The 20,050-nt window shown below is 61.9% G+C and carries 21 protein-coding genes; 8 read left to right on the top strand and 13 right to left on the bottom strand.

Going from position 1 to position 20,050, the window contains the following annotated elements:
- Nucleotides 1–23: 23 nt before the first annotated feature.
- The 4 genes from GA0061105_RS10800 to GA0061105_RS10785 are packed head-to-tail and all read right to left on the bottom strand — an operon-like array spanning nucleotide 24 to nucleotide 3,023.
- Nucleotides 24–788, bottom strand: a complete 765-nt coding sequence (locus GA0061105_RS10800) for an amino acid ABC transporter ATP-binding protein (protein ID WP_092750062.1) — start codon at nucleotides 786–788, stop codon at nucleotides 24–26.
- Nucleotides 785–1,543, bottom strand: coding sequence for an amino acid ABC transporter permease (locus GA0061105_RS10795; protein WP_092750060.1), 759 nt, complete (start codon nucleotides 1,541–1,543; stop codon nucleotides 785–787). Before GA0061105_RS10795 ends, GA0061105_RS10800 begins: the two co-directional genes overlap by 4 nt.
- Nucleotides 1,540–2,247: an amino acid ABC transporter permease gene (locus GA0061105_RS10790; protein ID WP_092750058.1), complete on the bottom strand. Its 708-nt coding sequence runs from the start codon at nucleotides 2,245–2,247 to the stop codon at nucleotides 1,540–1,542. Before GA0061105_RS10790 ends, GA0061105_RS10795 begins: the two co-directional genes overlap by 4 nt.
- A complete protein-coding gene (locus GA0061105_RS10785) occupies nucleotides 2,244–3,023 on the bottom strand; it encodes an SDR family oxidoreductase (protein ID WP_092750056.1) in 780 nt (259 codons plus the stop codon). Before GA0061105_RS10785 ends, GA0061105_RS10790 begins: the two co-directional genes overlap by 4 nt.
- Nucleotides 3,024–3,278: 255 nt before the next feature.
- Here GA0061105_RS10785 and nac point away from each other — a divergent pair, with 255 nt between their 5' ends.
- Nucleotides 3,279–4,184 carry a nitrogen assimilation transcriptional regulator NAC gene (gene nac, locus GA0061105_RS10780; protein WP_092750338.1) on the top strand — a complete coding sequence of 302 codons (906 nt, stop codon included), beginning with the start codon at nucleotides 3,279–3,281 and terminating at the stop codon, nucleotides 4,182–4,184.
- A gap of 12 nt (nucleotides 4,185–4,196) precedes the next feature.
- Here nac and GA0061105_RS10775 read toward each other — a convergent pair whose 3' ends face one another.
- The 9 genes from GA0061105_RS10775 to GA0061105_RS10730 all read right to left on the bottom strand — a co-directional run bounded on the left by GA0061105_RS10775 (nucleotide 4,197) and on the right by GA0061105_RS10730 (nucleotide 12,157).
- Complete coding sequence (locus GA0061105_RS10775) at nucleotides 4,197–5,399, bottom strand: pyridoxal phosphate-dependent aminotransferase (RefSeq protein ID WP_092750054.1); 1,203 nt, start codon at nucleotides 5,397–5,399, stop codon at nucleotides 4,197–4,199.
- A gap of 60 nt (nucleotides 5,400–5,459) precedes the next feature.
- Nucleotides 5,460–6,227: a 5-oxoprolinase subunit PxpA gene (locus GA0061105_RS10770; protein ID WP_064695101.1), complete on the bottom strand. Its 768-nt coding sequence runs from the start codon at nucleotides 6,225–6,227 to the stop codon at nucleotides 5,460–5,462.
- Between the two features lie 21 nt (nucleotides 6,228–6,248).
- A complete protein-coding gene (locus GA0061105_RS10765) occupies nucleotides 6,249–7,244 on the bottom strand; it encodes a 5-oxoprolinase subunit C family protein (protein WP_092750052.1) in 996 nt (331 codons plus the stop codon).
- A complete protein-coding gene (gene pxpB / locus GA0061105_RS10760; RefSeq protein WP_092750050.1) occupies nucleotides 7,241–7,948 on the bottom strand; it encodes a 5-oxoprolinase subunit PxpB in 708 nt (235 codons plus the stop codon). The genes GA0061105_RS10765 and pxpB overlap by 4 nt, the downstream gene beginning before the upstream one ends.
- Nucleotides 7,945–8,370, bottom strand: a complete 426-nt coding sequence (locus tag GA0061105_RS10755; RefSeq protein ID WP_064695098.1) for an acetyl-CoA carboxylase biotin carboxyl carrier protein — start codon at nucleotides 8,368–8,370, stop codon at nucleotides 7,945–7,947. The genes pxpB and GA0061105_RS10755 overlap by 4 nt, the downstream gene beginning before the upstream one ends.
- Nucleotides 8,367–9,761, bottom strand: coding sequence for an acetyl-CoA carboxylase biotin carboxylase subunit (locus GA0061105_RS10750; RefSeq protein WP_064695097.1), 1,395 nt, complete (start codon nucleotides 9,759–9,761; stop codon nucleotides 8,367–8,369). The genes GA0061105_RS10755 and GA0061105_RS10750 overlap by 4 nt, the downstream gene beginning before the upstream one ends.
- Nucleotides 9,761–10,192, bottom strand: coding sequence for an acetyl-CoA carboxylase biotin carboxyl carrier protein (locus tag GA0061105_RS10745; protein WP_092750048.1), 432 nt, complete (start codon nucleotides 10,190–10,192; stop codon nucleotides 9,761–9,763). The genes GA0061105_RS10750 and GA0061105_RS10745 overlap by 1 nt, the downstream gene beginning before the upstream one ends.
- A 480-nt stretch (nucleotides 10,193–10,672) precedes the next feature.
- Nucleotides 10,673–10,951 (bottom strand): CopG family ribbon-helix-helix protein, encoded by a 279-nt coding sequence (locus GA0061105_RS10735; RefSeq protein ID WP_092750046.1) that lies wholly within the window; start codon nucleotides 10,949–10,951, stop codon nucleotides 10,673–10,675.
- Between the two features lie 135 nt (nucleotides 10,952–11,086).
- On the bottom strand, nucleotides 11,087–12,157 hold the full coding sequence (locus tag GA0061105_RS10730) for a LacI family DNA-binding transcriptional regulator (RefSeq protein ID WP_092750044.1): 1,071 nt from the start codon (nucleotides 12,155–12,157) through the stop codon (nucleotides 11,087–11,089).
- Between the two features lie 221 nt (nucleotides 12,158–12,378).
- Here GA0061105_RS10730 and GA0061105_RS10725 point away from each other — a divergent pair, with 221 nt between their 5' ends.
- The 7 genes from GA0061105_RS10725 (at nucleotide 12,379) to GA0061105_RS32370 (ending at nucleotide 19,742) form a co-directional block, all read left to right on the top strand.
- Entirely contained in the window at nucleotides 12,379–13,332 is a 954-nt protein-coding gene (locus GA0061105_RS10725) for a sugar phosphate isomerase/epimerase family protein (RefSeq protein ID WP_092750042.1), read from the top strand.
- A 57-nt stretch (nucleotides 13,333–13,389) separates the two neighbouring features.
- Complete coding sequence (locus GA0061105_RS10720) at nucleotides 13,390–14,622, top strand: ABC transporter substrate-binding protein (RefSeq protein WP_092750040.1); 1,233 nt, start codon at nucleotides 13,390–13,392, stop codon at nucleotides 14,620–14,622.
- A 93-nt stretch (nucleotides 14,623–14,715) separates the two neighbouring features.
- Nucleotides 14,716–15,603, top strand: coding sequence for a carbohydrate ABC transporter permease (locus GA0061105_RS10715; protein ID WP_092750337.1), 888 nt, complete (start codon nucleotides 14,716–14,718; stop codon nucleotides 15,601–15,603).
- The gene (locus GA0061105_RS10710; RefSeq protein ID WP_092750038.1) at nucleotides 15,603–16,487 is read left to right on the top strand and encodes a carbohydrate ABC transporter permease; all 885 of its coding nucleotides are present in this window, start codon (nucleotides 15,603–15,605) and stop codon (nucleotides 16,485–16,487) included. The genes GA0061105_RS10715 and GA0061105_RS10710 overlap by 1 nt, the downstream gene beginning before the upstream one ends.
- Before the next feature lie 7 nt (nucleotides 16,488–16,494).
- On the top strand, nucleotides 16,495–17,577 hold the full coding sequence (locus GA0061105_RS10705; protein WP_092750036.1) for an ABC transporter ATP-binding protein: 1,083 nt from the start codon (nucleotides 16,495–16,497) through the stop codon (nucleotides 17,575–17,577).
- A gap of 83 nt (nucleotides 17,578–17,660) precedes the next feature.
- Nucleotides 17,661–19,313 carry a GMC oxidoreductase gene (locus tag GA0061105_RS10700; RefSeq protein ID WP_092750034.1) on the top strand — a complete coding sequence of 551 codons (1,653 nt, stop codon included), beginning with the start codon at nucleotides 17,661–17,663 and terminating at the stop codon, nucleotides 19,311–19,313.
- Between the two features lie 219 nt (nucleotides 19,314–19,532).
- Entirely contained in the window at nucleotides 19,533–19,742 is a 210-nt protein-coding gene (locus tag GA0061105_RS32370; RefSeq protein ID WP_141130194.1) for a hypothetical protein, read from the top strand.
- Nucleotides 19,743–20,050 lie beyond the last annotated feature (308 nt).

Here is a 20,050-nt window from a genome sequence, read left to right as displayed (position 1 = left end):
TCCTTTGTTTTTGGTGGTTGGTATCAATGCCTGAGATCAGCGAGGAAACGCTGAGCCCGGGGATGGGTCGGATTGGTGAAGAAGTCCTCAGGCGTCGCCATTTCGATGATCTGACCGGCATCGATGAACCAGATCCGGTCGGCGACCTCGCGCGCGAAAGCCATTTCGTGGGTGACGCAGAGCATGGTCATGCCTTCCGACGCCAGGCTCTTCATGACGGCGAGCACTTCGCCGACCATTTCGGGGTCGAGCGCACTCGTCGGTTCGTCGAACAGCATCACCGGCGGCTCCATCGCAAGGGCGCGGGCGATCGCCACCCGCTGCTGCTGGCCGCCCGAGAGCTGGCCGGGATAGGCCCGGGCCTTGTCGGCGAGGCCGACGCGGTCGAGGAGCTTGAGCGCCTTTTCATGCGCGACATCGGGCGCCACGCCTTTCACCCGGATCGGCGACATCGACACATTTTCAGCCACCGAAAGATGCGGAAAGAGGTTGAAGTTCTGGAAGACGAAGCCGATCCGGCTGCGCATTGCGTTGAGCTCCTTCGCCCGCATCGACGCGTGGATGTTTTGCCCGTCGAGCGTGATTGATCCGCTGTTGATCTCCTCCAGGCGATTGATCGTGCGGATCAGCGTGGATTTTCCCGAACCGGAGGGACCGCAGATCACGACCACCTCGCCGCGCGCGACCTCAGCATCGATGTCCTTCAGGACCGGATAGTCGCCGTAGCTCTTGCAGACCTGCGAAAGCCGGATCGTCTGCGCTTGCTGCGCGGGAACTGACGTGGTCATAACTGCTCCGATACGATTTTCGCTGGCGTGACCAGGGAGGTCGTGGGAATGTTGAGAAGTCCCGCACGCCGCCGCGTGATGCGCCGCTCGAGGCGATTTGCGAAATAGGTGAGCGTCCAGCAGATGATGAAGTAGACGATCGCCAGGATGAGGAAGACCTGGAAGGGCTGCGTCAGGAGCTGGTTGTTGACCTGGCTTGCCGCAAAGGTCAGGTCCGGCACGTTGATCACATAGCCGAGCGTCGTATCCTTGATCGTCGAGACGAACGTGGAGATGATACTCGGGATCATGTTGTAGAGCGCCTGCGGCAGGATGATGTAACGCATCGCGCCGATATAGCCGTGGCCAAGCGCACGCGCGGCATCCATCTGGCCCGGTCCGAGCGCGACGATGCCGGCGCGGACGACTTCGCTGAGAAACGCGCTCTGATAGACCACGAGCGTCGTCAGCATGGTGACGAAGCTCGGCACATCGGCGCCGGTCAGGAGCGGCACCAGGAAATAGCTCCACAGGATGAGCATCAGGAGCGGCACGCCGCGGGTGAAATAGACAAGCGCGGTGACCGGCCAGCGCAGTAGCGGCGATTTGGAAAGCCGCGCCATTGCGAACAGAATGCTTACCGGAAAGGCGAGAGCGATGCTGAGCGCCGAAAGGATCAGCGTATTGGCGAGCCCGCCGAGCGGCCCGTTCGGATATTGGCCGATCAGGAGCAGCAGCCAGTAGTCGCGGACGATGGCGATCATGTCCTGGATCATGCCCGCGCACTCCGGGCAGGATCGGCGCGCATCGACAGATAGGCGCCGATGCTCATGATCACGAGCGAGAAGAAGAGGTAGAGGACCGTGCCGATCAGGTAGATCTCGAAGGTGCGGAAGCTGAGGTTTTCGATTTCCTTGACGGCATGCGTCAGCTCCGACGCGCCGATGACGACGGCAAGACTGCTGTTCTTGAAAAGCGAGACGCTGTGATTGATGAGCGGCGGCAGCGCGTTGCGTAAGCCCTGCGGCATGATGACGAAGCGCATCGCCGAGACGTAGCCATGGCCGAGCGCACGGGCCGCCTGCATCTGGCCGTCACTGACCGAGCGTACGCCCGAACGAAGATCTTCGCTGAAATAGGCTGCCTGGCAGAGCCCGAGACCGATCACCGCGAAAATGGCTTCCGCATTATGGCTTGCAAGCCATGTCGCGATGCCGCTCGGCATCAGCGTGAAGATCCCGAAATACCAGAGCATGAGCTGCACCAGGGTCGGGACGTTGCGGTGATAGGATACGTAAGCGGCGACCAACGGATTGCCGAAACGAACGGGCGACAACCGCACACCGAGCAGCAGAAGTGCCAATACCATCGCCAGCGACCAGGATCCGGCATAGATGATGAAGGTCATCTCGATGCCATGCAGCAGCATGGCGGCATATTCGGGATTTCCCACGATTGCCGATAGGTCGAAACCGCTCACGGTTTTGGTTCCCCGGCTTGATCAGTCGTCGCCGCCGGCTGTGGCTTGGCCGTCTGAAGGCCGCCCATGACCTGAAGCGTCGGCGTGATCTCCATATGTCCGATGTTGACGGCGATCGGAGCTGATATCGCGAAGGCGATCGCGTCGGCGATATCGGTAGCCTGCGGCAGCTCGAAACCGTCGATGAACCGTTCCCGAATGCTCGGGTCGTTGCCATGGACGTGATTGAAAATGTCGGTGGCGACCCGGCCGGGGCAGATTTCGGTGACCCGTACCCGCTTGCCGAAAGCGTCGAGCCGCAGCTGGTTGGAGAGCATGCTCACGCCGGCCTTGGTGGCGTGGTAGGATGAGTTGCCGCCGAAATTATAGGCGCCGGCGATCGACGAGATATTGATCACGTGGCCGCGATCGCGCGCCACCATGCCTGGCACCACCAGGCGGCAGAGGTGCAGCACTGCCCGGAGATTGACGTCGACGATGAGATCGATGTCGCCTTCGTCGGCTTCCAGGAACTTCTTCGGCCGGTCGACGCCGGCATTGTTGACGAGAATGTCGAATTCCACCCGAGCGGCGAGCTCGGCCATCGCCTGTCGGTCGGTCACATCGATGACATGAGGGATGCAGCCCGTCCGCGCGGCCAGCTGCTGCAGTGCCTCAGCGCTGCGAGCGACAGCATGAACCTCGATGTTCTCCCGACGGAGCCGCTCAACCACGGCTGCGCCGATTCCCGAAGATGCGCCGGTCACCAGTGCGGTCTTGTAGTCGGAGAATGGCATTGTCGTTCCCTTGTTGTTGGTAGAACAGTAGCGAAGCTTTAACCCCTTGCCTAAGACCGATTATCTCTGGAGCAATAAGCAACGGTTATGGAGCCTTGGGCGGCTGGCGAAGTAGAGAAAGAGGCGATGTCGGCGCCATTTTGCGGTGTGCGTGCCTCAGGCAAGCCCGGCGGATCGACGGTTGCGTCGCGTTGCAAAAGCAAAGCGCCTCTGCAAACATGGCGCCATGCAGATCAGAATGGTACCCCGATCCTCATGGACATCAGACGCCTCAAATCTTTCATCGTGATCGTCGACAGCGGCAGCATCACGCGCGCGGCGGATCTCTTGCATATCGCCCAACCGGCGCTGAGCCAGCAGCTTGCGGGGCTGGAGGAGCATTTCGGCCACAAGCTGCTGATCCGCAGCCAGCAGGGTGTGAGCATGACCGATGCGGGGCATGCGGTATATCGCCATGCGCAGATCATCCTTCGGCAGATGGAGCAGGCGCAGGCCGATGCCTCGGCCGCCGGCAATTCGCTTGCCGGACGGGTATCCGTCGGCCTCGTGCCGTTCAGCAGTGCTGCGACGCTCTCGGTCGATCTGCTGGCCGAAACCCGGAAATTGCATCCCGGCATCCTGCTGCATCTGACTGAAAGCGTCGGTCAGACCTATAGCCAGATGATCATGAACGGCCGGCTGGAGATGGCGCTTCTGCATGGAACCGGGCCGATCAAGGGGGTGCGGTTCGAGCCGATCCTCAGCGAAGAATTCTTTTTGGTCGCCCATCGCCATTTTGCGATCGAGGCGGATGCGAAACCCGTTCCGGTCGGCGCGCTCGACGGGATACCGATGCTGTTGCCGCCGGCCTATAATTTCGTCCGCCGGGCGGTCGATACCGCCTTCACCCGCACGCGCACTAACCTGAAGGTCGTGGCGGAAGTCGAAATCGTGCGCACCCTCGCGCGTGCGGTCGCGAGCGGTCTCGGCGCGACGATCATGCCGAAAGCCATCGCCGATCGCATCGTCTCGGAATCGGGCGAGCCGCTGATCTGCCGGCTCGTCTCGCCGAGAATAGAGGAAACCTTGTCGCTTTGCGTTTCCGACCAGAATCCCTTGTCGGAGCCGGCCCTTGCCGTGCGCGACATCCTTCTCGAGCTGACGGCGCGGCTGAAAACCTAAGGCCGTCGCGCGTCAGCGCATATCCTTGCAGAACTCAGCGATGCGGGCGCAGCCTTCGGCGAGTTTTTCCAGGCTTGTCGCATAGGAAATACGAAAGAAGGGGCTCATCCCGTAAGCGGCGCCTTGCACGGTCGCGACATGATGCTCGTCCACCAGCGCCATGACAAAATCGACGTCGGTCTCGATCTTACGACCGCCCTTGCTCGTCTTGCCGATCAGCCCTGAAATGTTGGGATAGATGTAGAAAGCGCCTTCGGGTCGGTGGCAGCGCAGCCCTTCCACCTCCGACAATTTGTCGAGGACGAAGTCGCGCCGCGTCTTGTAGATCGCCGCCCGCTCCTTCAGGAGATCCTGAGGTCCGTCGAGCGCCGCGGTCGCGGCCGCCTGGGTGAGCGTTGCGATGCCACCGCCATTCTGGCCGTTGACGTTGCTGATGGCTGCAATCAGCTCTTTCGGGCCGGCGCAGAAACCGAGCCGCCAGCCCGTCATCGCGTAAGCCTTGGAGACGCCGTTCATCGTCAGCACGCGATCGTACAATCGCGGCTCGACTTCCGCGATCGTGCAGAACTGGAAGTCGTCATAGACGAGGTGTTCGTAGATGTCGTCGGTCATGATCCAGACATTGGGATGGCGCTGCATGACCTCGGCGATCGCGGCCATCTCGGCCCGGGAGCAGGCCGCACCCGTGGGATTGTTCGGGAAGTTCAGAAAGAGCCATTTGGTGCGTGGCGTGATCGCCGCCTCCAGATCCTCCGGGCGAAGCTTGAAGCCGGCCTGCTCGTGGCAGGGGACAGGAACCGGGACGCCACCGGCGAATTTGACGATATCGGCATAGCTGACCCAGGAAGGCGTCGGGATGACGACCTCGTCACCCGGATTGCAGGTGGCCAGCATCGCATTGAAGATCACCTGCTTGCCGCCGCCCGAGACGACGATCTGGCTGGCGTCGTAGTCGAGATTGTTGTCGCGCTTGAACTTCCTGATGACGGCGGCCTTGAGCGCCGGCGTCCCGTCCATCGGCGGATATTTCGTATCGCCCGCAAGCGCTGCGGCATGCGCCGCTTCGATCGCGTGCGCCGGGGTGGGAAAATCCGGCTCGCCGGAGGAGAGGCTGACGACCTTGATCCCTTGGGCGGCAAGTTCCCTGGCGCGCTGGGTCATGGCGGCTGATGCGGAAATGGAGACGTTCTTCAGGCGGTCGGCTTTGATGGACATCGGAATGGTCCTTCGGTGAGGATTGAAGTTGTGGACCGCCCGCGGGCGATCGGACTTGTGTCATTCGACGAGTTCGGCAGCGGGAGCGAGTGCCGCGCCCGTAGCTTCGATTTCGCCGCGAACGATGCCGGCAAGTTCGAGGGCGCCGGGCGTGTCGCTGTGAACGAGAATGGAGCGCGCCGGCATGGCGATCACGGCGCCGTCGATCGTCCGGACGGTTCCGTCGAGCAGGAATTTTCTCACGCGGGCGCGCACGTCGGCTTCGTCCTTGACGAGGGCACCAGGGAGCCCGCGTGCGACAAGTCTGCCGGCGGCGTCATAGGCCCGGTCCGCGAGGAAAAGTGCCAGCGTCTTCAGGCGCGCACGTCTGGCCGCCGATTCGATCTCGCTGCCCGACGTGACGAAGACCGCGAGACCGGGGTCCACGGTAGCAATCGCATCCATCATCAGGTCGGCGAGGGCGGGATCGCGGTTGACCATATTGCCCATGGCCGCATGGAAGCTGATATGGGAGACGGTGACCCGCTCGGCTCTCGCGATCGCCATCAGCGCGCCGAGCTGGTAGAGCATCTGCTGGCGAAGCTCGTCTGCCGAGAAGGGTATTTCGCGCCGGCCGAAGCCGAGCCGGTCGGGCAGGCCGGGATGAGCGCCGATGCCGACGCCATTCTGTTTCGCAAGCCGGACCATGCGCCCCATCGTGTCGGGGTCACCGCCGTGGAAGCCGCAGGCGATGTTGGCCGAGGAGACGATTTTCATCATCGCTTCGTCGTCGCAAAGCCGATAGGGGCCAAACCCTTCACCCATGTCGGAATTCAGATCGATCTTCATCGGTTCCTCCTTGCGACGGTCCTACGCCATCGCCTTCAAAGCGCGCTTGACCATCAGGGACGTTTGCTTGACGTCGTCGACATAGCGGGCAACGGCCTGTTCGACCTCGCGCGCTTCGGCATGCGTCGAGCGAACAAAGCTCAGGCGGGCGCCGATGGGAGCCTGCCCGAGCCGCCAAAGATCGCATTCGATCACGCCGGCGATCTTCGGATATCCGCCGGCGGTGTTCGCATCGCTCATCTGCACGATCGGTTCGCCGCCGGGCGGCACCTGGATTACGCCGGGCACGACGCCGTGGGAGCGCATCTCGATCGATGCCGTCGGCTGGATCGGTTCGCCTGACAGGCGGTAGCCGGTCCTGTCGCTTCGGGAGGAAATCCTCCAGCTCTGGCTCCAGAAGGCTTCGCCATCTCCTGCGAAAAGATCGTGCTCGCCGGCCGGCAGGGCGCGGATCGGCAGCACGCCGTCGACCGGGGCCGGGAAGACATCGCTGAGTGCTGCAGCTGGCTCGACGACGGCGAGGCCCGTAGCCGGCATCATGGCAATCTCCGCGTTCTCGCCGACCGCAATCCGATCGCCTTTCGCCAGGGGCCGGCCAGCATTGCCGCCGAAGCCGCCACGCAGAGACGTGCTGCGCGAGCCCATGACGAGAGGGATATCCAGCCCGCCTCCAAGCGTGACGTAGGAGCGCGCAAGCCGCGGAGGCCGCTTCAGTTCGAGAACCTGGCCCGGCTCGGCGATATAGGCGCACCAGGCAAGCCGTTCCGATCCGTCGAGATGAGGATTGCCGTCGGCGCCGGTCACGGCGAAGGCGACGCGCCGCTCGAAACGCAGACTGAACGGGAAAGTCTGCACCTCGATAGCGGCCGCATTCTCGTCATTGCCTAGGAGAATATTACCGATCCGGACCGCAAGCGGATCCATCGCGCCGCTCGCCGATACGCCGATATCGCGATAGCCGGGACGGCCAAGATCCTGCACGGTGTTGAAAGGGCCGCTTTCCAGAATTTCGATCATAGCTCGAGCCTCGCCGGCAGAAACCGCACCGTATCTCCCGGCGCCATCATGGCCGGGTTCGGCGAATTGGGGTCGAACATCTCAAGCGTCGCGAAGCCGATGGAATTCCAGCCGTTCGGCCCTGTCAGCATGGCGACGCCGGTCTGCATGCCGCCGATGGTCACGCAGCCCTTCGCCATCTTCAGCGAGGGTACGGTCTTGCGCGGCATGTAGATGCGCGGATCGAGGCCATGGAGATAACCGAAACCGGGCGCGCTGCCCACGGCGAAGACACGATAGGTGGCTTCATGATGGATGCGCACCACCTCGCGATCGGTCAGGCCCGAGAGATCACAAAGGGCCGGAAGATCGCTCGCATGTTCGCCGCCGTAATGGACGGGGATTTCGATGGTCTTGCCGTCGAGATCGATGCTCTCGGCATTCGCCCATGCATCGAGGAGACGGGCGACCACCGCATCGGGATCTTCGGGCGTCTCCTTGAAAATCACCAGCAGGTTGGTCATCCCCGGAATGTCTTCCGCAAGGTCCGCCCAGCCTTTCACGGTCCGGGAGAGAGCCCAGATCCGCCGCTGCGCGGCAAGATCGAAATCGCCCGGCGCCTCGAGCAGGAAGGATCTGGCGCCGATCGAGGAAACCCGCGCCCGGCTTTTGGTGGCCGGAATGATCTCGCGTTGCGATGCGTGCCTGTTCGTCGTGACGATCATGATGGGGACTCGATTTCGAACAGTGGATCGCCGAAGCCGACCAATGCACCCGGTTCGGCCAATAGCCTGGTCAAACGACCGGAACGGCCGGCGCGAAGGGGAAGCAGAATATGCCCTACCCCAACGAAGGCGACGACATCGGCTTCGGATACGGAGCGCGGCACCTTTCGGTGTGCGGCGCAGAATGCGGAGTGATCGACACAGAAGCGGCCCGCCATCGGCGCGTTTACGACTACAGGAGGGGAACCCGAAGAACGGGGCGTTGCTTCACGCGCGCTCTTTTGGGCGCTGCCCTCCCCTGAGGTGACGATGCGAAGCTGTCCGCCCGGCCGGGAGATTTCGAGGCCTTCCACGCCCGCAGCTATCAGCGCGTCGGTCAGCAATGTGATGGTCGCCGGATCGCTGAAATCGATCGCGCTCATGCGGCCGCCCTCCGCAGCTTCAGCCATTGCTCAAGATAATGGATATCGGTCTGGCCGCGGGCGAATGCGTGGTCCTCGAACAGGGCGCAGAGGAAGGGGATGTTGGTGGCGATGCCCTCGATTTCAGTGCCGGCAAGCGCCTCGCACATTCTGGCCATCGCTTTCGCCCGCGTCGGCGCATGGACGATCAACTTGGCGATCAGCGAATCGTAATAGGGCGAGACCCTGTAGCCGGGATGAATACAGGTGTCGACGCGGATGCCCGGCCCCTCGGGGAAAGCCAGGTGGGTAATGACACCTGCCGACGGCAGGAAGGTGTCGGGATCTTCGGCATTGATGCGGCATTCGAACGAGTGGCCTTCGCAGGTTACGTCGCTCTGGACGAGGTTCAGAACGTCACCTTGTGCCGCCTTGATCTGCGCCTGGACGATATCGACCCCGCTTGTCAGCTCGGTGACGGGATGCTCGACCTGAAGCCGCGTGTTCATCTCGATGAAATGGAAGGCGCCGTCCTCATAGAGGAATTCGAAAGTGCCGACGCCGCGGTAGCCGATCTGGCGGCAGGCCTCGACGCAGGCCATGCCGACCGGCCGAATGATATCGGGCGAAATCCCAGGCGCCGGCGCCTCTTCCACAACTTTCTGATGGCGTCGCTGCATCGAGCAATCCCGATGTCCCAGCCACACGGCATTGCCGTGGTCGTCGCAAAGAACCTGTATCTCGATATGGCGCGGATGCTCCAGGAATTTCTCCATGTAGAGCGAGGGTGAGCCGAAGGCCTTGCGCGCCTCCTCGCGTGTCAGGGCGATCGCTTCATGCAGCTGGTCGGCCTTCGGAACGACGCGCATGCCGCGGCCGCCGCCGCCGCCTGATGCCTTGACGATGACGGAATAGCCGATCTCCAGCGCTATGCGTTCGATCGAGGCGAGGTCGTCGGGCAGCGCGCTATCAGGGCCGGGAACGCAAGGGACGCCGGCCGCAATCATCGCCCGCTTTGCCGCGATCTTGTCGCCCATCGTCGCGATCGATGAAGCCGTCGGACCAATGAAGGTCAGCCCAGCCTTTTCGACGGCGTCGGCGAATGCGGCATTTTCCGATAGAAATCCGTAACCGGGATGAATGGCGCCGGCGCCGGTCAGGCGCGCCGCGAGAAGAATGGCATCCTGATTGAGATAGCTCTTGCCGGCAGTGGAGGGACCGATGCACAGAGATCTGTCCGCGGTCGCGATGTAGGGCGCGTGCCTGTCGGCCTCGGAGCAGATGGCAACCGTCTTGAGGCCGAGTTCGCGGCAGGCGCGCTGAATCCGGGCGGCGATCTCGCCGCGATTGGCGATGAGGACGGTGTCGAAACGGCCCCCTGGGGCAGCGGATTGTTCCAGCGTTTCCGGCATCAGCCGATCTCCGCCAGCAGGTCGCCGGTCTCGACCTCGCCACTGTCCATATCGGTCAAATGCGTGATGCGCCCTGATCGCGGCGCGGCGATCGTGTTGAAGACCTTCATTGCCTCGATGATGAAAAGGGTCTGCCCCTCCTCCACCTGGTCACCGATCGCGACGAAAGGAGGCTCGCCGGGCGCCGGTGCCCGGTGCAGCACGCCGAAGACGGGCGCCTTCACCCCATGGGAGGTTTTTTCAGCCCTCGAAGGCGCATCGGTGACGGGACTGATCGTCGATTCCGGCTTTTGGGAGGCCCCGGCAATAGTGATCTCTCCCGGCGACGTGCGAAAAATCCGAACCGTCACGTCCTTTTCCGTCACGGTCAGCTCGGTAATATTAGATCGTCCGACAAAGTCGATCAGCGTCTTGATCTTCGAGAGGTCCATGTGCGTGCTCGGAATTTCAGAATTCCACCGGGCAGACCTGAAGTTTCACGTCGCCCGGTGTCGTGATTTCGTACCACGACGCGCTGGCTGATGGGGTCAGACGAAGTTTTGATGGAGCGCTATCGGCCCTGTGGGAGCTGCCGCCGAACGCTTGCGAATTCCTCAACCGACAGGCGTGGGACCCCTCGAAATCCTGATCAGAACCCTGCTTCCTTTTGGTGTCGCACGGCGAGGATCGTCAAAGTGTCGCTATCCATACGATAACGAGCGACGTATCCGCTATCGCCGAAATCGATGAGCCATTCCCGGTATTGCTCTGGCAAGTCTTCGATGAGACCTCCCATATGGGAATGTGCGCTGAGGAGGCGAGGCCCACACCTTTCAGGATAGTTTCGCCTGCCCGCTTGGCGACTGATGGGTTTTTGGGCCGCAAGAATTCCCGGAGCCGTTCGAGGTCGCGGATTGCGGCCGGCGAGAAGATCACTTGTGGCATTCGGGTGCGGGCAATTCGTCGTCAGTTCCCCAAGTCGAAAGCCATTTTTCGACCTCGGCGCCGGTGACGTGCAGTCCCGTCGCTTCAAATTCATTCCAGGCACCAAGCGTCTCCTGCCGCAGCTTCTCGCGCTTTTCCTCGCGCTCGACATATTGCGCAATCGCTTCACGCATGATCCAGTGGGACGAACGGCGGCGAGCCTTGGCCAGTTGTTGGACGCGGCCCTTCAGCTCGTCATCGAGCTTGAGCGAGGTTGGCGATGCCATAGTGCTTTCCTTAGCTACAGGTAATACCTGGCGCTAACTTAGGTTTCCCTGCGGGTATTTGTCGATGAATTTACCATCGCGCAGCGCTTATTCTTACGGTCATGTGCTTCTGTGCAGTGGTTGGTTCCGGCACCGTCAATCCCTCGCAGGGGCAATGCTCTCCCGCAGGATAAGCTGGCTGCGGATGACGGTGCGCATCGTTGCCGCATCCTGCGTCTGGCCGATGGCGCCGAGCAGAAGTTCCACGGCCGTGCGTCCCATCTCTTCCACGGGCTGTTTGATCGTCGAGAGCGGCGGCGAACAGAATTCGCAGACCGGGGAGCCGTCGAAGGAAACGACGGACACATGCTCTGGAATAACAAGGCCTGCGCGTTGAATAACGCTCATGAACGAGATTGCCATGTCATCGCTCGTTGCGATGACAGCCGTCGGCCTGACGGCGAGCTTCATGAAATCATCGGCTGCGCGAATGCCGATCTCGAAGCCATGCTGGTATTCGAGGTCGCCGCCAGATCTCGACACGGCTTCCTCGGAAAGTCCCCCTGTGCGTAGAGCCTCAAGGACCCCGGCGTAGCGCTCGACGTCGTGGTAGTTTCCCTCGGGGCCGGCTATATAGAGGAAGCGCCGATGACCCGAACGGATCAATTCCATCGTCGCGTCACGGATCGCCTCGCGGTCGTTGGTGACGACGCTCGGCAAACCGGCATCACTCATGTCGAACAACATCGAGACGATCGGCAGGCCTGCCCCCGCAGGCGAACGTCCGTCGATCTCCGGAAGTTTCGAGGAGAAGATAATGGCTCCCCGAACCGTGCCGCTGAAGGCAAGATCAAGTATGTGCCGTTCGGAAGCTTCCTCGCGATCGAGATTGGCAATCATCAAGTTATACCCCCTCTGGATCAGGGATTTATTGATGCTTTGCAGGACCTGCGGGATGATCTGCGAGGCGCCATAATAAGGCGAACCCGGCAAAATGATCATGATGGTATTGGATTTCCCGACCCTGAGGCCGCGCGCCATTGCGTTCGGCGTGTAGCCGAGTTGCCTGGCGGCTGCATTGATCTTGGCGCGGGTCTTCTCGTTGACCCGTCCGGGATTGGCAAGCGCCCGGCTGACCGTTGATATCGCGACACCGGCAAGTCGCGCTACGTCGGCCATCAACGCGCCCGATGGCTCCTCTCCCGCTACATCCTTGTTTTTATTCACCTTTAATTCGATCTCCCGGATGCCTCGAATTGTAGTTCTAAGGCAGGTGACGGTTTATAGCAAACGTTTGCCAAAAATCGCTTGCTTAAAAAACCAGCTTGGCTATCATCTCAGCATGGCAAACGATTGCCATATCTTAATGCTTTGAAAATGCATGACTTATTTAATGCGGAGCCGCTGTTTCGCAGGGAGATGGGTCGTGGCTTGACAATGGATAGGTTATGGCCACTGGCGATAGACTACGCTTCGGCGTCGATCTCGTGACATTCTTTCATCCCGGCTTCTGGGGCGTCGACAGCCACGACGCAATCGTCGACCACTCGCGGGCTCAGCCTCGCGCCTTCTGGGACAAGATCCTCGACAGCGTCCAGGCTTCCGGCGTTGCCGGCGTCGAGTTGACCTTCTCTCCCTTCAACTGGCAGGACGCGATCAAGACCTATGGTTCGATCGATGGCTTTGCTGCCGAACTGGCGAGGCGCGGGCTGACACTTTGCAGCGGCTTTTTCGCAGAGCTCGAGGCAGCGGGAGACTTTACCAACCCCGAAGCCCAGCGCGCGCTGATCGACAAGGCGGAACGATATGCCGATTTCCTGAAAGCCTGCGGCAGCGACATCATGGTGATCGGCGCCCCCCTGCGCCAGACGCTCGGCGCCCAACCAGTGCAGTTCCATGACTTCGACCGTGCCAAGGCGATCGCGGACTTCCTCAACCGGCTCGGCGCGACCCTTTATGCCAAGGGCGTGCGGCTTGCGCTGCACACCGAGGCGCATTCGGTCTTTGCCAGCGCGCGCGACGTCGACCTGATGATGCTGCTGACCGATCCGGCCTATGTGCATATGTGCCCCGACACGGCCCATATCATCGTTGCCGGCTCCGATCCCGTCCAGCTCGTCGACCGCCATCATGAGCGGATGATCATCGCTCACTGGAAGGATGCGATCGGTCCGATGCCTGCCGATACCCCGATCGACAAGCACATCCACGAACGCCATCAGCCCTATTTCTGCGGCTTCGGTCTCGGACGGGTCGACTGGCCGGCCTGGATCCGGCTGCTGCGCGACCGGGCCTATGAAGGCTGGGCGATTCTCGAACTCGATGCCGCGCCCGACCCCGTCCGCGACATTGCCAACGGGCTCACGCTCGTCCGGCAGGCACTCCTGCCGATCTACCGCTGATATCATTCCGAAGACGACAAACGCCCCGCCAAGAGGGCATTTTCAAGAGGTGGAACAATGAAGACCATGATGAAGCTTTTTCTTGCCGGCGTGGCTTTCGCCGGTCTCTTCGCCGCGGCGTATGCCGAGGACAAGCCGACGATCGAGATCATGTCGTCCTGGACGTCGGGCGGCGAAGCCGCGGCCCTCAACGTCATCAAGACGGAATTCGAAAAGCGAGGCGGCGTCTGGAAGGATTCCTCGATCGCCGGTTTCGGCGCGGCCGATGCGGCTTTTCAGAACCGTATCGTTGGCGGTGATGCGCCCGGCGCCAAGCAGGGCGTCATCGGCCTTGCCGCCGCCGATTTCGTCAGCCAGGGCCTGTTCAATTCGATCGACGACGTGGCCGCCGCCGGCAAATGGGCCGACGCCCTGCCGAAATCGATCCATGACCTCATCTCCTATGACGGCAAGATCTATCTCGCGCCGACCGGCGCCCATGGCGAAAGCTGGGTCTTCTATTCCAAGGAAGCCTTCGACAAGGCCGGTATTGCGCAGGAACCGAAGAGCTGGGACGAATTTTTCGCCGATCTCGACAAGCTGAAGGCCGCCGGCCTCGTTCCGGTCGCCTGGGGTGGTCAGCCCTGGCAGCAAACCAAGGTCTTCAATATGATCCTGCTCTCGCAAGTCGGGATCGATGGCTTTCTGAAGATCTATGTCGACAAGGACAAGAGCGAAGCGTCTGTCGCCGGCGTCAAGAAGTCGCTTGAAATCCTCGGCAAGCTGCGCGGCTATGTCGATGCGGGTGCGGCCGGCCGCAACTGGAATGATGCGACCGCCATGCTGATCACCGCCAAAGCAGGCGTGCAGTTCATGGGCGACTGGGCCAAGGGTGAATTCACCGTCGCCGGCAAGGAGCCGGGCAAGGACTATGGCTGCATGATCGCTCCCGAGTCCAAGGGCATGGTCTATATCGCCGACGCGCTCTGGTTCCCCAAGACCGGCAACGCCCTGACCGACAAGGCGCAGAAACTTCTTGCCGAGGTCGTCATGGACCCGACCGTCCAGGTCGAATTCGCCCTCAAGAAGGGCTCGGTCCCGATGCGCGCAGATGTCGACAAGTCGAAGCTTGATGTCTGCGCCCAGAAGGGTGCGGAGCTGATGGCCGCCGGCGCGATCGTACCGGATCAGGCGATCGTGCTCACGCCGCAGCAGGTCGGCGCGCTCGACGATTTCGTCGACGAATACTGGAGCGGCGGCTCGGACGACGCGGGCTCCGCTGCCGAGAACTTCTTCGCCATCTTCGAGTAGGATATGTCTGCGGCGTCGGTCGATTCCGACGCCGCGGCCGCCGCCCTGCGGGGCGGCGCCATCTCCGCTTTCCATCTGTCGACGAGCTGGCCGATGTCCCTCAAACGCAAGCGCAATCTTTCCGCCACCATCGCCCTCCTGCCGACATGGCTCGCCGCGGTCGCGGTCTTCATCGGCACCATGGCCTGGTCGATCCGCCTGTCCTTTACCAATTCAACCCTCTTTCCGTCCTCGACCTATGTCGGCTTGGCGCAGTATTCGAAGCTCTTCGCCTCCGCCAAATGGCTCGCCTCGCTGCAGAACCTGCTGATCTTCGGCGTTCTCTATGTCGCGGGCTGCCTGGCGCTCGGCTTCCTGCTGGCCGCCGCCCTCGACCGCAAGATCCGTTTCGAAAACGCCTTCAGGACGATCTTCCTCTATCCCTACGCCATGTCCTTCGTGGTGACCGGACTCATCTGGCAATGGATGCTCAATCCAACGCTTGGAATCCAGGCGAGTATGCGTTCGCTCGGCTGGGAAAGCTTCGTCCTCGACTGGGTGGTCAATCGGGACATGGCGATCTATGCGCTGGTGCTTGCCGGCGTGTGGCAGGGCGCGGGGCTCGTCATGGTCATTGCGCTCGCCGGTATACGCGGCATCGAGGCCGAGCAATGGAAGGCGGCGCGCATTGACGGCATTCCCGTCTGGCGCATCTATGTCTCAATCATCCTGCCCCAGCTCGGGCCCGCGCTCGCCGCCGCCGGCATGCTGCTCGCCATGGGCGTGATCAAGACCTACGACATCGTCGTCGCCATGACCAATGGCGGCCCCGGCAATGCCACCGAAGTGCCGGCGAAATTCATCATGGACAATCTGTTCGGGCGCCAGAATCTCGGCCTCGCTACAGCAGGCGCGACGGTGCTCGTCCTCACCGTCATCATCGCAGTCGCGCCCTTTCGCTATGTGATGCACATGCGCAATCGGGCAAAGGGAGCGGTGTGATGAACCAGCCTCACCCCAATGGGCCGAAGCCGGCGCGCCTCACGGCAGGGCGCATCGGTCTCTACTCCTTTCTTGTCGTTGCCGCGCTTTTCTTCCTTCTGCCGCTCTTTACGATGGTCGTCACCTCGCTGAAGAGCATGGACGAGATCCGGCTCGGACAGATCTTCGCCCTGCCCGCCACGCTCGATTTCTCCGCGTGGGTGACCGCCTGGTCGGGCGCCTGCATGGGAACCGTCTGTGTCGGCATTCGCAGCGGCTTCTGGAATTCGGTGGCGATTACCGTTCCCGCGGTCGCGATCTCGGTCTTCATCGGCGCCGTCAACGGCTATGCGCTGTCGCTCTGGCGGCCGCGCGGGGCAAATGCGCTCTTCGGCCTGCTGATGGCCGGCGGCCTCATCCCCTACCAGATCTTCCTCTATCCGATGGTCCGGGCGATGGCGAATATCGGTCTCTACAATTCACTCGCCGGCATCATTCTCGTCCATGTCATCTTCGGACTGCCGCTGGTGACGCTGCTCTTCCGCAATTATTTCGTCAGCGTGCCGGAGGAGCTCTGCAAGGCGGCGCGCGTCGATGGCGCCGGATTCTGGCGCATCTTCTTCGAAATCATGCTGCCGATCGCCGTGCCGATGGTGGTCGTGGTCTCGATGCTGCAGTTCACCGGCATCTGGAACGACTTCCTGCTTGGCCTCGTCTTTGCCGGGCGAGACAACCTGCCGATGACCGTCCAGCTCAATAACATCGTCAACACCACGATGGGTGAGCGCACCTACAATGTGAACATGGCGGCGACGATCCTGACCGCCATCGTGCCGCTCGCCATCTATTTCCTATCCGGTCGCTGGTTCGTGCGCGGCATCGCAGCCGGCGCAGTCAAGGGGTAACGCTTTCATGCAATCCGCCGTTTCCGTCAAGGATTTGAAGATCGCCTATGGCGACCACACCGTCATCGAAGAGATGTCGATCGACGTCGCGCCGCGGGAATTTCTGGTGCTGCTCGGTCCATCCGGCTGCGGCAAGTCGACGCTTTTGAGCGCCATTGCCGGACTCCAGGACATTACCTCGGGCGAGGTCTGGATTTCGGGCAGGAATGTCAGCTGGGAGGAGCCGAAGGGCCGCGGCATCGGCATGGTCTTCCAGTCCTACGCGCTCTATCCGCGCATGTCGGTGCGCAAGAACCTTTCCTTCGGCCTTCGCGTCGCCGGCCTGCCGAAGACCGAGATCGAGGCGCGTGTTGCCCGCACCGCTGCCCTTCTCCATCTTGAAAAGCTGCTCGACAGGCGCCCCGCCGAACTGTCGGGCGGCCAGCGTCAGCGTGTCGCCATCGGCCGGGCGCTTGTCCGCGAAGTCGACGTCTTCCTCTTCGACGAGCCGCTGTCGAACCTCGATGCCAAGTTGCGCAACGAATTGCGCGTCGAGATCAAAAAGCTGCATCAGCGTCTCGGCAACACAATGATCTATGTGACTCATGATCAGGTCGAGGCCCTCACGCTTGCCGACCGCATCGCCATCATGCGGGATGGCGTGATCCAGCAGCTCGCCTCGCCGGCGGAGATCTACCGCCGTCCAGCCAACCTTTTCGTCGCCGGCTTCATCGGCGCTCCGGCGATGAACTTCATCGAGGGGCGCATCGAGCGCGACGGCGCCTCGCCGGTCTTCCGGAGCAAAGGCCTGACCATCGATCTCTCCGGCTACGCTTTCCGGGCGGGCGCGGTCGAAGGGCCTGCCACGCTCGGCTTTCGGCCTGAGCATCTCGTGCTCAATGGGACCGCAGGCGGTCTGCCCACCATTCCCGGCAGGGTCTCCGTCGTCGAGCCGATGGGTTCGGACGCTGTCATCTGGTTCGACTGGGAGGAGAGGAGTCTGTCGCTTCGGCTCATGGGTGACGTCGCCCTTGAGCCCGGCAACGCCCTGCTTGTCGGGCTCGACATCGCCAAGGCCTCGCTCTTTGGCGCTGACGGCTCGCGGCTGTGAAGCGCCATTTCGTTGTTTTCTGCAATTTGGGGCGCACTTCTCGCCGCTTTGACGAATTGCTCCAGGACAGGATCTGAAAAGATATGGCTGAGATCGTTTATGATGCGCTGGTGATCGGCTCCGGCGCGGCGGGTTCCTTCGCGGTCAAAGAGCTGACGGCCCAGGGCCTCTCGGTGCTGCTGCTCGAGGCCGGGCCGGCCGTAGGCCCCAGAGATTTCGACCCGGCGCGCAAGAAGGCGCCTGCAAGCAGCATCAATATTTGGGAGCGTGCACGCGCCACCCTGAAAGGCCAGCCGATCCAGGCGCGGGCGGCCTTCTTTACCGAACGCTTCAGCCATTTCTTCGTCAACGATCGCAAGAACCCCTATACGACGCCGAAGGGCGAGCCCTTTCTCTGGATCCGCGGCCGCCAGGGCGGCGGACGTCTGCACAGTTTCGGCCGCGTGCTGCTGCGCTGGACCGACGATGATTTCAAGATCCGATCGCGCACCGGAAAGGGCGTAGACTGGCCGGTCTCCTATGACGAGCTTGCGCCCTTTTATGACGAAGTGGAGTCTTATCTCGGGCTCTACGGCAACAAGGACGATGTGCCAACCTTGCCGGACGGCCTATATGAGAAACCGGCAAGCCTGACGCCCGCCGAGCAGATCTTCAAGCAGGCTGTAGAAAGCCGCTGGCCGGACCGGCACGTCGTCTCCTGGCGCTATATCGCGCCGGACGCCGAACGCATGCCGCGACCGCTGCGGGACGCAAAGGCGAGCGGGCGGCTGACGATCCGTTATGACGCCGTCGTTCGCCGCATCACCACCGATGAAAAAACAGGCCGCGCCACCGGTGCGGAATTCATCGATCGCAACACGGGGAAGGTTTCGACAGCGCGCGCCGCGACGGTGGTGCTCTCCGCCTCGCCGATCGAGAGCGTGCGGCTGCTGCTCAATTCGTCATCGGCAAGACATCCCGGGGGGCTCGGAAACAGCTCGGGGGCGCTCGGGCGCTATTTCATGGATCAGCTTCCTTGCCTCGCCTTCGGTTCCTTTTCCAAGGCGAAGGGTTGGGCGCCTGACGAATCCGCTCCCACGGACCCGTTCTACAACCCGTCGGGTGGCATCTTCATTCCCCGCTTCGGCGAGGGCGACGCCGCCCGTGGCGATTTCGACTATCAGGGCAGCGTCGGCCGGGCGCCGGTCGCTGGGGAGGCTGATGCGCGTCTGGCCTTCTTCGGCTTCGGCCGCATGCTGCCCTATGCCGAGAACCGCATCACACTCGATGCCAGGCGCAGGGATGCCTGGAACATTCCGGTGCCGCATATTCGCTGTGTCATGCAGGAAGAGGAGCAGGCGCTGCTTCGCCGGCAGGAGGAAACGCTGATCGCCATGGTTAAAGAGGTCGGCGGCGATCTTGAATTCATCGGCTCGCCCACCGGCCTCAAGGAGATGGGCAAGGGCGCCTTTCCCGACGCCGACGCCTTCAGCCGTTTCATGTTCCGCACATGGTTCCGCAAGACCATGTGCATGGGCGCAGCGATCCATGAGACGGGCGGTGCGCGCATGGGCGAAACCCCGGAGGCTTCGGTGCTCAATCCCTACAACCAGCTCTGGGATGCGCCGAACCTCATCGTCACCGACGCCAGCGCCTTCCCGGGCAGCGGCATCGCCGGCACGACGCTCACCGTCATGGCGCTGACGATCCGTGCCTGCCGGAACCTCGTCGACTGCTATCGGTCGGGACAGCTGTAGACGCACTTTCGCTTATGGCGCCTGCACGGGCGATGCCGGCTTAGCTTTTTCACATAGGCCGTGTGACGCCGGGTTCAGGCAGGGCTGGGGAACGCGACCTCACCAGGCATCCTGCTCAAATCAACTGTGTCTTTTGACCGGCGCCGCTCTGGACGGTGCCGCGAGCTTCACCGCCCTTGCGGAGGGCTCGGATCCTCTCTGGAACAGACGCAATCCGCGATGTTGCCAATCTACAACAAGAAATTGAAAATCATTTCTGATCAACCGAAATCGCGTGATTTACGGCGGCAGAAAATTGCCTTTCAAGATGCTTCCACTACTACTGTAAATGCGTGGGTCGGCGTCAGCTACAATGCAGGCGGGCAAGCGCAAGCGCAGCCTCCTGCTGTTTGCAGTGGAGTGCGCTCGGTCTTCGGGTTGGGCAAATGACAAGTGACGAACAGCTGGACATCGGACTTTCCGGAAGAGAATCCGCGCCTGGAAACGTGAGCGGCATCTCACAAAACGACCTGATCAGAACCCGGCCGCGCTACAGGATGCGGAAGGCGAAGCAGGCCTTTAAAACAGATAGAAGATCAATTGCTGCCGGCACGCTCGCTTGCAAGCTGCTGTTGAAGCTAGCGCTGCTCGTTACTCTTTTCTGTTCTGGTTTATCGCTGGCAAGCCCGGGTGTGGCTTATGGTGCTTGTACCGTCTTCAACTTCCCTGATGCGAACACGACGCCATCGACAAGTCCG

This window comes from Rhizobium aethiopicum (assembly GCF_900094625.1).
In the GTDB taxonomy this organism is placed as follows: Bacteria; Pseudomonadota; Alphaproteobacteria; order Rhizobiales; family Rhizobiaceae; genus Rhizobium; species Rhizobium aethiopicum.
Note: the sequence above shows the minus strand (reverse complement) of the source record. Positions and strands in the feature narration are given on the sequence as shown.